Below are 11768 nucleotides of genomic sequence, written 5' to 3'. Positions count from 1 at the left end.
AACCATATACAGAGAACTCAATGAGTATAATTAGCTTACCAGATGAATTGATATTGGATAATGTTGATTCAGTTCAAGTATTTAATTATTCAAGCTCACAAACATTGATTAAACAGCAAATTGTTCTTAAAAAAAAATGTATTTAGTTTTTTGGTAAAAGGGACAAAAGAAGTCTACTTTAAAGATAGTACGTTATCACTTGATAATACTAAGTTTATTATTATGAAAGCAGGTAATTGCTTAATGACTGAAAAGCTTCCTGATTTAGTCAACTATAATAGTGTACTCTTGTTTTTTGACGACGAAACTCTCTCTAAGTTCGTTAGTAAAATTGAATTTACTCATTTTAATGTAAAAGATCAGCAATCTGTTACAGCATTTGATTATGATGATTTTACACGGCGATTTGTTACAAGTTTGCTAGACATTTTATCTTTTTCTAAAGATATTAAAAGAATACTATTAGAGGTAAAATTAGAAGAGATATTACTTTATCTCAGCGAACTTTATGGTACTGCATTTTTGCAGTCTTTAGTAGATAAAAATATAGATAGTACTAGGCGATTTTTACAAGTGGTAGAAGTAAATAAGTTGAATAAATTAAGCTTGAGTGAACTAGCCTTTTTGGCTAATATGAGTGTTTCAAGTTTTAAAAGAGAATTTGAAAAACACTATAAGGAATCACCTATTAAATGGTTTCAGCAAAAACGACTAGAGCAGGCTCACTATTTATTAACTATAGAAAAGAAGAATGCTTCTGAAATTTATTTAGAAGTAGGATATGAGAGTTTGTCAAGTTTTATTCAAGCGTATAAGTTAAACTATGGTATTACTCCCAAACAACACTTTTTAAAATGAGCTTTTACATATAGTTTTTGGACTTATCAGTACAGTTTGAAACCTGTGCTAAGATTATTTTTGTTTTGAATTTAAAACATAAGAATAATGAAAAAAGCAAGTTTGATTTTAGTACTGAGTTTAATCTTTTCAAATGTAATTTTTGCGCAAGATACCTTTACATTATACAGTAAAGATCTTGGAGGACAGGGAACTACGAAGCTTGAGTTTAACGGTTTTGGGTGTAATGGTGATAACGTTTCTCCACAGCTATATTGGGAAAATGCACCATCTAATACAGAAAGTTTTGCTATTACAATGTACGATCCAGATGCACCTACTGGAAGTGGTTTTTGGCATTGGCTGGTATTTGATATACCTGCAGATGTAAAAGAGCTAGTAAGTGGAGCAGGGAATATGGCTCTTAAATTAACTCCTGAAGGAGCAATTCAAAGTGTGACGGATTATGGTATAAAAGGATTTGGCGGACCTTGTCCTCCACAGGGACATGGATTTCACCAATATATTTTTACAATACACGCTCTTAAAACAAATAAATTAGGTTTAAGTGAGGACACTAATCCAGCAGTTGTTGGTTTTAATTTATGGCATCAAACAATCGCTAAGGCAAGTCTTGTGGTGTACTATAAGCGATAGTGCCTCTCTCATAGCCCTTATTTATACTGACATTAGTCCGGCAGTTTTATAGAAGAACTATGCATTTATTTAATTAATATACTTGTGTTTTAATTATAGTGTTTAATATCTTATTCATTTAGAACATCTAAATAGTAAGATTACTTTGTTTATTTAAGTATTGTTAATATTAAAGAGTGTGTACTCAGATAGTTATTATTTTTTTGTAATTTGTAGAAGGTTTTTGTTCTGGAAGGAATTTAGAATCGTAATAACCTTACTTTATTAAAGTAACTAATACAAAACTATAAAACCACAACCACTATGAAAAAAGAAAAATTATTGACTTTACAGTCGCTATTAACGGGAGAGGAATACAATGCTATCTTAGCTGATACAAGAGACACAATGGACAATTGTGATTTACTTCGTTTTTTGTTAGATAATCGATTCCTTTTGCAAGTTGATTGTAAAGGAGAGCAAGAGAATAATGAGATTATCAACTTTGTAAAATATAGAGTTGATGCTTTTGGTGAACATTTAGACTTAGATCCTAAAAAGTTTGCTAAGAAAGTTAGTAAATCACTTAAGAATGAAAAAATTGAACGACATGAATTAGTTTTTTATATCGTTAAGCAGATTAAGAAACAACTTCATAAGGATTATACTATCTGTAATTTAGAACGAGAACGTGATCAACAATGTTATTATTTAGGTGTCGTGTCTAAAAAGGCTTTAAAAAAATTAAGTAAGGAAGTCAGTGAATTAGGACAGTTTCAAAAATTTGAAGACAAAGGAGATCACGGGGTATTATATATGATTGATTGTGAGTGTGGTCAAACAAATTTATGGGATTTGTCCGAAACAGAAGAAGCACCTACAGAAGGCGTATGCGATAATTGTGGAAATGAATTATTCAATAAAGATGGAAGTTCAAAGTTTTCCCTAGTAATAGATAAGTATTAATCTTCGTAATAAATTAAAAGGGGACGTCATTTTTGACGTCCCCTTTTCTTATTCAATTACTTATTTATTTTACCTACCGATACAGTAAAAATACCAAAGTTATCAATTAGCATATTGTTTTTATAAACGTGATTATAGGCAAATATTTTGTCTAATTCTCGTTGAGATCTTCTGCGCATAACCCAATCTGTATCACGGTGACTTTTTAGCACAAAGGCTATAGTCTTAAGTTGTGGATGCCAAGGCTGTCCTGTATAGATTATAGAACTATTAGGTTCTGCTATACTGCATACCCCTTTAATAGTATTACTTATTAAATGATTCTCTTGGAATAATTCAAATATCCCGGAGATAATTATAAGATTTGGTTGAAAATTAAACTTAGGATAACTTGCTAAATCAAAACAATCAAAATTGGTAAAGCGTATACCTTCTAAGCTGTGTTCTTTAATATATTGTTCGCCAACTTCTATATTCGAAAGTTTAAAATCATTAATTACTATTTCAGCTTGTGGATATTTAGCTTTAATGTCAAATAGATAGTTTCCAGTACCTCCTGCAACATCTAATATTTTTATAGGCTGTCCATCTGCAATAAGTTGTTCTATTTGCTTTTCTACTAATTGAAGTAAGTGTATCTTTCGCTGTCTAATACCTGCCCATCCAATAGCATTAAGATAGGATTTATCCATTAGTTTACCTACCCCTAGACTACCTTGTGGACTGTTTTTATAAACATAGTCTAATGAGATACCAGAATCAAAACCATAACGCAATCCCAAGCGCATACCTTTACTTAATTTTCCAATAATGTTTAGCATTGCTTTTTGGAAGCGATAGTTGGCTTTTTCTAATGCTGGTAAAAAGCCAAATAACATTTTATAGTATTCATCTTCTGTAAACTTATCTGGTTTTATGTTTATTTTAGGTTTGCTTGCTACCCAACTTTTATTCATAAAATCAGCGATATCTTTGAATACTCTTTCTCTACCAGTTTCAAATAAAATACCATGATAGAAATTAGGTAATTCTACAAATTTTCTTAAATCACTACTGAGGTTATAGAAGAACTTTTTCTGTATTTTATTCTTTACTACAAAGTCTTTTTCAGCCGAAAAAATTATAGTTGGAATATCAATTGCAGCTGCGTCCTCCACTAATCTGTTACCAGCATCAAGTAGGTCAACTAACATGCGACCGTTAATTGATTTTGTAATCAATGGGTCACTGTTATAGGCTTCTTGTTGTTCTAGTTCATGTGTAAGTACTTTAGCTTTGACATAACTAGTGACAATTAAGTCTTTATTAAATTTAGTAGCTAGTGCAATACCTTCTTTTGCAAAAGGTACATAAAGTTTAATAGAAAAAGCTGGTGCTAATAAAGCCATTCCAGCAATAGGTACTGCATAATCGTGAACCCATGCTGATACTACTACACCTGCAATACTATTGGCTACTACAAAAGTATTGTGATACTCTACAGCATAGTTAATATGAATATATTTCATAAAGCTATCAAGGTCTCTTACGTAGTCCATAAAATAGGGAGATACCTCTTGCTTGGTATATCCATGTCCTCTCATGTCAAAGGCAAAGACATTGTATTGTGCAAAATAAGGACTCGTAGCAAATTCTTCTAATCTAGCCGAATGTTCATGTCCACGGTGCAATATAATGATTGATTTTTGCTCCTGTTGATAATTCCATACTCGATAAAATAGCTCAGCATTGTCATAACTTTTAAAATTTCCTTCTTTCATAGCGTAATGTTTTTTATGGCTACTATTAGCTTTTTATAATAGCGTGTTTGTTGAGTGCTTTCACATACTGAATAGCCTCTTGTCTGTCGCAGTTTTTAAGTTTGCAGTATATCTGCATGGCAAGTGTCATACTTCTGCTGTACCCCATTGCACAATGTAAATAGATAATTGCTTCTTTATCTTTTGTGAGATAAGTAGCTGTTATTTGATCGACAGCACGTTGTATTGTTGTATCTTCATTAGTTGCAATATCAAGTAATGGGATAAAAATATAGCGATAATTGTTTTTTAAATAACTATTTTCTTTTATTTCTGTTGATAAATCAATAGCTATAACATGCTTATCTTTAAAATATTGTTTAGTATTCTTACAAGATAGATGAGGTCCTATATAAAATTGAGGTAAGAGCTCAGCTATTTCTACAGGTTTATACAATCCATTTAGCAGGCGTAATATCTTATAGGTTAAAAGATAAGGAGCAAATAATAGGAGTTTATAGCAACTAATATTCCCTTTTGCATCTTTGATAAAATAGTTGTTGTTATGAATATAACTTATTCCAATATAGATAAGGTTAATGCAAATCCATAATTGTAAAGTATTGACAATCCAGTTAGTAGTATAGATGTTTACTAGTAAAGCAAGGCATGTTGCTAGTGTAAAATACAGCAGTCCAATCTTTGTGTTTTTATACAAAGGATCAGAAGGATTAGGAATACTATACAAGACCAATAGACATAGGAAAATAGCAGTAAAAATATCAATTGTATGGTGTTGATAAACAAAAAGTGTAGAGATAATCACAAGTAGTAACCAACCACCTAAAAAGTGTTTTAATTTCCCTTTAAATCGCTTTCTGACAACTGTCCAGAAAATAATAGCGTAAGCCACATGCAGTGATGGTGATTGATTATAGGGAGAATCCCAAGTAGTTATAAAGTCATAAAATGGTTGTATTATTTTATGAGTGATGGTTGGGCGCTCAAAGCTAAATTGAATAGGAAATAAAACAAAACCAATAAATGCTAATACAGTTACTGTAATCATTCTTTTAATTAAGAGTTGGTATTCACGTTTATCTTTTACCCAATAAAATATTAATACAAAAAAGAGAGCACTTGTTGCATAGGGAATAATCATCCATTCCAAAAAAGGAATATGATTGTCTATAGGTAATATATAGGCATTATTCTTACCCATGTTTACAGCAAAAAATTGAGCTGACATGTATAAGACTATAAAGATGATGTAGCAAAGTAACATCCCTTTAGTGCGCTGTTTGAAAGTAAGTGTTATTTCTTTTTCTGCCATTGAGCTTTTTTATACATGATTTTGTTAAGTAGAAAAGAAGGAAGACAATTAAGTAATTTAATAAGTCGATACATTCTCTTTGGGAAGACAATTAGTTTCTGGTTGTCTTCTATTCCCTTATAAATAATTTTAGCTGCCTCTCCCGGTGAGATGACGTATTGTTTTTTAGATAAATCGTTGCTGTTTAGTTCATAAAGTTTTGCAGTAGCTACATATCCAGGACATATTGTTAGGACTTTTATATTATAGTCTTTTAATGCGCGGTTGTAACTTTGTGCAATGGCATAAATAGCCTTTTTTGTTTGGCTATAAATAGTTGCTTCCTGATGTTTCAATAATGAAGAGATAGAGGCAATAACAGCTATTTTACCACCCTTATTTATCATGAGGTCTCTACCAATTTCTAAAGTATTAAGAGTTCCTCTAATATTGGTGTCTAGCATGGCTTTACTATCTTCATATGAAATTACTTCAAGTGCGCTATCAAAATAACAACCAGCATTTGCAATTAATACCTCTAAGTTACCTTTGGCAAAAGTGGTTATAGCTGCTTGCAAATCATCTTTATCCGTTACGTCTATAGTAAAGACTTCCAAGTTAGCGTAGTTTGAATAATCTTTTACTTCCTTATTTGGAAATCTACTACCTATGCCCACGCGATAATTATGTGCAAGGTATTGTTGCGCTATTGCCCATCCTATTCCTGAAGTGCCCCCTGTAATAAAAACTTTTTTCATAGGCTATAAGGTTTTAATAAAAGATTGGTATCCATAGTCAAAGATGTGTTTTATATCTTCGCGACATTGCTGTATAGACGTAGGTTTTGATAAGCTAAGTTTTAATTTTCTCCAATCCCATGTACGAGAAACATAATGCCCTGCTAAGGCTTGTTTGACATTCGTGGTATCTATTTGATTTACTTGAAACTGGTTAATCTGTTCTAACCTTTTATTACCACTATAGCCAAAAACAGTGTTTACTAGTCCTTCTTCAAACTTTTTATAGGGATCTTTTTTCTCTATCCATACTTGATCTGCTAAAGCTAAGGCAAGCTCAACTGGTACTAAGTCAATGGCTCCGCCTAAATAGTGACTACCTTTATATTGCGCAGGAGCTACATAAAACATATCAGACATAGATATGCGAGCTGCTTGCAAGGGTGAGACATCGTTTAGAATAAGTGGAGTTGGAGCAATAGCACTATCTTTATCAGTAGAATTATCTAATGACGCTAAATGTTCTAAATATGTAATATTACAATTTGCAGAAGGAATCCATACCTTTTGAAACAACTTTCTATTATTTCGTTTACTGCCAATTTCTTCAGGTGAATAATTGATTTTTGCACCTAATACAATGCTTGATGGCGCATTTTTGTCTATGCGATTTAAGGATGGTAATATTGAACTCATATCCTGCGTCATTTCCATAAAATACTTGTTGTAAATATCTAAGAGCACAGGGGCTTTTTTATTTTTAAAAGCATGATTGAAGCAATAAAGAGGTAGTTTATCTAGGCGTATTTGATTTGTCATCTTTACATCCATCACAAAGTTGCAAAACTCTTCACTCTCTAAATAGCTTAGTATATCTTTAGGATCTGGAAATGTTTGAATAATAGCACTCGAAATAGCTGCACCACAAGTGGCTATAATATTGTCTGGCTTGAGGTCGTGCTGTAGCATCGCGGCATATATACCACAGTATAAAACAAATCGAGTTCCTCCGCCTGAAAAAACAACAGAGCGCTTATATGGTTTTACATCTTTTATCATATTATAAAATAAAATAGAGGTGCAGTAAATAATAAACTATCTACGCGATCTAATAATCCACCATGTCCAGGTAATAAAGTACCTGTATCTTTTACGTTTGCTTTTCTCTTAATAAAGGAGAAGAATACATCTCCCAAAAAGCCTAATACACTTAATGTTGCTCCTAAAAGGATTACCTGCCACAGGTAGAAACTACCATCTAATAAGTAATATAAAGTTGTAAAGACTATAGTGGTACATATTACTCCTCCTAATAAGCCTTCGACTGTTTTATTTGGACTAATGCTAGGTGCTATCTTGCGTTTGCCAAATAATTTACCTGACAAATACTGAAACACATCATTTAGTTCGACAGGAACAATTAATAAAATAAGTAATTTATAACCATTATCCATTCTGCCGATATAGTATAATGTACTTATTGATAATACATATGCTACTATAGTGGCAAAAAACAAAGTATATTTCTTTTGTTGTATAAGTATAAAAATACCTACTAGTATAAAATAACCAATAAGATAAAGACTACTTTCAGCAAAGGGTTTACTTGGAAAATATAATAGTTGAATTACTGTAACTCCTATTAGTAAAAATAGCGAGTTTTTTAGTTTTGGCATTGTAAAACTAAAGAGCTCTTTCTGTCCCCAAAAAGATAGGAATACCACAAACCACAGTAATAATATGGGATGGAGTAGCGCTATAGTAAAGGTTAGAATAATATAGATCCAAGTCTTTACTCTTAGTGGAACATCTGCAAATTTATTTTGTTCAGCCATCTACTTCGCATTTTTCAGTCCTTTACTTAATCTAACAAAAGTGCTTAAAAATAAAAGAGCATTAATAATTATAAAGATAATGGTTGAGTAGGAGGAAAGGTTAACATTAAAATACATCAATAAACCATAAAGACCTAGTAATAAAGCTCTATCACTTTTTCCCATAGGTCCTTCATATCGGCGCTCCCCACCAATTACCTTTCCCATTAAACCTGCAAATTCATTGATAATACTTAATCCTATAAAAAGTACAATAAGATAAAGACTTTCACTTTGAAACTTAATAAGCGGAATAAATAAAATAAAATCTGAAAATATATCGCCCACTTCATTTAATACTTCTCCTTTTATTGAAGTTTGATTAAATAGTCTTGCCATCATTCCATCTAGCGCATTTAATGCCATGCGTATTAATAAACCAATCGGCAATAGTAAGAATAAAATGTGATAGGAGTCAGAAAACCAAAAAGTTATAGCTAATGCAATTGAAAAAACAATAGCTGCTATTGTAATTTGATTTGCAGTGATTTTCTTTTGATGCAGATAGGTTAAGATAGGCATCAATAGCTTCTGAAAGTAGGGTTTTATTTTATAAACTGAGATCATATTTTAGCAATTTTTAAGAGGATATCTAAATCAAATATATTAATTAAAAAAGTATATGTTTTTATGAATTAGCAAAACATTAGTAAAAAAAGTACTTACTATATGGTATTAAAATGAAATTTTATGAGGTATTTTTAGAGACTAAGTAGTTTAGAAGTAGCCTGCAAAGCATATGTAAAAGAGTAAAGTAATGACCTTTTACTTTTAGTAATTATCTTTTAGCGCGAAAATTGTTCAATGAATCAATAATTGTATTATATTTAATATTATTTATTAAAAGGAGTGAAAGTTTTATTAATAAAGTTAATAATGTGGTTTAACTAAAAAATGTTTAGTTTATGATTATTGAAGAAATGCATTATTTCATTGCAATAGGTATAATAGCCATCTTAATTAGTATTATTCCCCTATATACTAGATTTGCAAAAAGGCAAGGTAACAAAAGAGACTATACCTTCTTGTTAATATTGCTATTGATACCAATCAATTGGTTTATTCCACGAATTTTAACGGTGTATAATTGTAGTGACTATACAATAGAGGTTGCTTTGTTTCCTACTCATCTTGAAGGGAAGTCTATTGGATATGCTAATAAGAAAACTTATATTGTTAATAAAGGAGCTTACCCGCTTGCTTATGAGAATATCGTTTATGGTGAAGCTACTTTAAAAGAAAATCAAAAGGATATTGTAATACCTGCCGGAAAGATAGAAGAAGTTCCTGTTATTTTTATAGACTATATACTCCAAGTTCCCTCTGCTAGTGTTTCAGGTAAATCAAGTGGAGAGATTAAAACAGCATTATTTTGTACAGATAATAATGAAGAGTAGAAGATAGTATTCCATTTTTAGAAAAATAAAATGTATCTTTAGTAGGTAATAGAATAACTGATATAAAGAAGATTTAATTGTTTTTTCACACGAATAGCAGTAAGAAGAAGTAAGTAATGTTTCATTTATAAATGTTTGTTATGTTGTTAGAAAATAAAAAATATCCTGTAGCTAATTGTACTACTGATAATAAGAGCCTTATTGGATTATTGTTATTACAAAAACGATTCTATGAAGCTAATTTACTATTAGAGCAAGAAAAAGAGAGTGTGGTAACGCTTTTTAATAAAGGTGTAGCTTTCTATTTCTTAGAAAAATATGCAGAAGCTCTTTCTAGTTTTCAACAATCATTATCTCTTTTAAATAACCAATTACCATTATCGACTGATACCATTGCAAAGACCAATATAGAATATCAATTCTATAATAAAGAGAAAGAGCATGTACAAGAAGTAAGTATGAAGGGTATTACTGAAGACTATTTGTTTTTGTTTACTGATACGACAAAAGTCTATTTATTATTTAATATTCTTTTGTGTATGGAAAAATTAGAATTGTGGAGTGATATTCATCGCGTTGGTTCTACACTACATAGTCAATATAAAATATCTTTTGTACAAAAGCTTTTAAAGCGTTCAAATGAAAAAGAAAAGTAAAAAGGAAAGTAAAAAGAAAAGTAAAAGAATGATACAAAAACAGTGCTAATAATAGCACTGTTTTTTTGTATATGAATAAAGATTATAGATCTAACTGATAGATATAATCATCCATTACATAACCATTACCTATATCAAAAGTTTCTGATTTTATACAGTGAAAATTATTTCTTTTATAGAAGTTAATTGCTTTTTCATTTTGTTTGTTAACCGTCAGATATATTGCAGTAGCTTCTCTGTCTTTAGCAAATCGTATTACTTCTTGCAATAGTATTCTACCTAATCCCTTCTGTTGTCTTTGGGTATCTAAGTAAATTTTAGATAAGAAAACGCGATTATCTTCTTCTAGTACGTAATCTATATAGCCGATAGCAGTAGTGCCATCAAATAATATTTTCCAGATATATCCTTTACTAATTTCATCAGATATTCTTTGATTGCTATACATCATTGGGAGCATAAACGCTATTTGCTCTTGTGAAATGATAGAACTATATGTTTTTTGCCATATTTTCTCTGCTAAAGGTGCAATTAGATGTATATTGTTTTCACTAACTTTTTCAAAGTGATAAATTTCATCTTCTATAGACGATTGATTATTCATAAACGTATATTAAAATGCTAAATGTTTTTTTAACTAGGCAAAATTAGTGCTTTTTTAATTTTACTATTGCGTTTAATTTTTTAAAATGTCTTTATAAATATAGTGGGGGAGTAGATTTTATGATTCAAATTTCATTGTACAATTAAAGTAAAGAGATTTATATATTTGAAATGCATAATAATTACAATTATTTACCAATTATATTTGGAGTGTGGTTATAAGTGATAATTTGATGCAACTTCATATTGCATTGATTTATTGAAGAGCTAGTATCACTACTAGCTCTTTTTCTTCCATATATTACCACCTTAAGAAATAGCTAATATATCCTCTCGATTAATAAGTCATAGCTATATCTGCTAAGGCGTATCTATGTAAATCTATTTTATACTTAAGCTGTGAACACAAACAAATAGTAAGCTAAGTAAAGGAGATTATCCAGAAAGTGCTGGTCAAATTAAACATGCCGAAATTTAAAGTGAATGAATAATATCTAATAAGGCAAAATAAAAAAACATAATTTCTATAGCCATAAAAGAACTATTTAAAAATTGTATAGTAAATGATAGGATTATTAACTATTGCTGTACAGTTATAGTAGGACGAGACATGAATAATGGGCGATGCATCCATAGTGAGTCCATTATGGCTCTATTAAATACCTATGTTTGAATAGAGTCACTATAGATTTACTATAGAACGAAATTACTTTCATGCACCACAAAATTACAGTGAAACTATTCTTTAATATAGTGAGTTGTAAATTGGTTTTTATAATCACAAAAATATAACTTATGACATAGCTATTCTTCTTGCTCTATATCTAGTTAAGATATTAAAGAATATTTCAAAAGTAGAGAGTGTATAATTACTAAATAATTAAACTGTTTTGAAGGTAAGCGCAATTGCTAAAAAGATAAGAGAATGCAAAATTAAGACGCTATACTAAGTCAATAATAACTAGTTTATATTTGGTTTTTAGTAATTATTGCGATGTTTTTATATTTTAA

General features: G+C 30.4%; 12 protein-coding genes. 5 read left to right on the top strand and 7 right to left on the bottom strand.

Features of this window, described 5'->3' with window-relative positions; genetic code table 11:
- The first annotated feature begins 120 nt into the window (after positions 1–120).
- The 3 genes from RH98_RS07735 (at position 121) to RH98_RS07725 (ending at position 2439) form a co-directional block, all read left to right on the top strand.
- Positions 121–858 carry a helix-turn-helix domain-containing protein gene (locus tag RH98_RS07735; RefSeq protein ID WP_010252704.1) on the top strand — a complete coding sequence of 246 codons (738 nt, stop codon included), beginning with the start codon at positions 121–123 and terminating at the stop codon, positions 856–858.
- Positions 859–945: 87 nt separating this feature from the next.
- Positions 946–1494, top strand: coding sequence for a YbhB/YbcL family Raf kinase inhibitor-like protein (locus RH98_RS07730; protein WP_010252702.1), 549 nt, complete (start codon positions 946–948; stop codon positions 1492–1494).
- Between the two features lie 303 nt (positions 1495–1797).
- Complete coding sequence (locus RH98_RS07725; protein ID WP_010252700.1) at positions 1798–2439, top strand: hypothetical protein; 642 nt, start codon at positions 1798–1800, stop codon at positions 2437–2439.
- A gap of 56 nt (positions 2440–2495) precedes the next feature.
- Here the strand turns inward: RH98_RS07725 and RH98_RS07720 are convergent, their stop codons facing one another.
- The 6 genes from RH98_RS07720 to RH98_RS07695 are packed head-to-tail and all read right to left on the bottom strand — an operon-like array spanning position 2496 to position 8668.
- On the bottom strand, positions 2496–4199 hold the full coding sequence (locus tag RH98_RS07720; RefSeq protein WP_010252698.1) for a bifunctional alpha/beta hydrolase/class I SAM-dependent methyltransferase: 1704 nt from the start codon (positions 4197–4199) through the stop codon (positions 2496–2498).
- 25 nt (positions 4200–4224) lie between these two features.
- Positions 4225–5511: a phosphatase PAP2 family protein gene (locus RH98_RS07715; RefSeq protein WP_010252695.1), complete on the bottom strand. Its 1287-nt coding sequence runs from the start codon at positions 5509–5511 to the stop codon at positions 4225–4227.
- On the bottom strand, positions 5493–6248 hold the full coding sequence (locus RH98_RS07710) for an SDR family NAD(P)-dependent oxidoreductase (RefSeq protein ID WP_010252691.1): 756 nt from the start codon (positions 6246–6248) through the stop codon (positions 5493–5495). The genes RH98_RS07715 and RH98_RS07710 overlap by 19 nt, the downstream gene beginning before the upstream one ends.
- Before the next feature lie 3 nt (positions 6249–6251).
- Positions 6252–7286, bottom strand: coding sequence for a patatin-like phospholipase family protein (locus RH98_RS07705; protein ID WP_010252688.1), 1035 nt, complete (start codon positions 7284–7286; stop codon positions 6252–6254).
- Positions 7283–8062, bottom strand: coding sequence for a phosphatidate cytidylyltransferase (locus RH98_RS07700; protein WP_010252685.1), 780 nt, complete (start codon positions 8060–8062; stop codon positions 7283–7285). The genes RH98_RS07705 and RH98_RS07700 overlap by 4 nt, the downstream gene beginning before the upstream one ends.
- Positions 8063–8668 carry a CDP-alcohol phosphatidyltransferase family protein gene (locus RH98_RS07695; RefSeq protein ID WP_010252682.1) on the bottom strand — a complete coding sequence of 202 codons (606 nt, stop codon included), beginning with the start codon at positions 8666–8668 and terminating at the stop codon, positions 8063–8065. It abuts the gene before it with no gap.
- 338 nt (positions 8669–9006) lie between these two features.
- Here RH98_RS07695 and RH98_RS07690 point away from each other — a divergent pair, with 338 nt between their 5' ends.
- Entirely contained in the window at positions 9007–9498 is a 492-nt protein-coding gene (locus tag RH98_RS07690) for a hypothetical protein (protein WP_010252679.1), read from the top strand.
- A 140-nt stretch (positions 9499–9638) separates the two neighbouring features.
- Positions 9639–10154, top strand: a complete 516-nt coding sequence (locus tag RH98_RS07685) for a hypothetical protein (protein WP_010252676.1) — start codon at positions 9639–9641, stop codon at positions 10152–10154.
- An 82-nt stretch (positions 10155–10236) separates the two neighbouring features.
- On the opposite strand, the gene RH98_RS07680 is transcribed toward RH98_RS07685, so the two are convergent.
- Positions 10237–10758, bottom strand: coding sequence for a GNAT family N-acetyltransferase (locus RH98_RS07680; protein WP_010252673.1), 522 nt, complete (start codon positions 10756–10758; stop codon positions 10237–10239).
- Positions 10759–11768: the final 1010 nt, after the last annotated feature.

This window comes from Myroides injenensis M09-0166, assembly GCF_000246945.1.
GTDB classification, from domain to species: domain Bacteria; phylum Bacteroidota; class Bacteroidia; order Flavobacteriales; family Flavobacteriaceae; genus Flavobacterium; species Flavobacterium injenense.
This window is presented reverse-complemented; position numbering and strand designations above follow the sequence as displayed.

Coding starts and splice junctions, on each gene's coding strand:
- RH98_RS07730 (WP_010252702.1), top strand. CDS start 946: ATGAAAAAAGCAAGTTTGATTTTAGTACTGAGTTTAATCTTTTCAAAT.
- RH98_RS07725 (WP_010252700.1), top strand. CDS start 1,798: ATGAAAAAAGAAAAATTATTGACTTTACAGTCGCTATTAACGGGAGAG.
- RH98_RS07720 (WP_010252698.1), bottom strand. CDS start 4,199: ATGAAAGAAGGAAATTTTAAAAGTTATGACAATGCTGAGCTATTTTAT.
- RH98_RS07715 (WP_010252695.1), bottom strand. CDS start 5,511: ATGGCAGAAAAAGAAATAACACTTACTTTCAAACAGCGCACTAAAGGG.
- RH98_RS07710 (WP_010252691.1), bottom strand. CDS start 6,248: ATGAAAAAAGTTTTTATTACAGGGGGCACTTCAGGAATAGGATGGGCA.
- RH98_RS07705 (WP_010252688.1), bottom strand. CDS start 7,286: ATGATAAAAGATGTAAAACCATATAAGCGCTCTGTTGTTTTTTCAGGC.
- RH98_RS07700 (WP_010252685.1), bottom strand. CDS start 8,062: ATGGCTGAACAAAATAAATTTGCAGATGTTCCACTAAGAGTAAAGACT.
- RH98_RS07695 (WP_010252682.1), bottom strand. CDS start 8,668: ATGATCTCAGTTTATAAAATAAAACCCTACTTTCAGAAGCTATTGATG.
- RH98_RS07690 (WP_010252679.1), top strand. CDS start 9,007: ATGATTATTGAAGAAATGCATTATTTCATTGCAATAGGTATAATAGCC.
- RH98_RS07685 (WP_010252676.1), top strand. CDS start 9,639: ATGTTGTTAGAAAATAAAAAATATCCTGTAGCTAATTGTACTACTGAT.
- RH98_RS07680 (WP_010252673.1), bottom strand. CDS start 10,758: ATGAATAATCAATCGTCTATAGAAGATGAAATTTATCACTTTGAAAAA.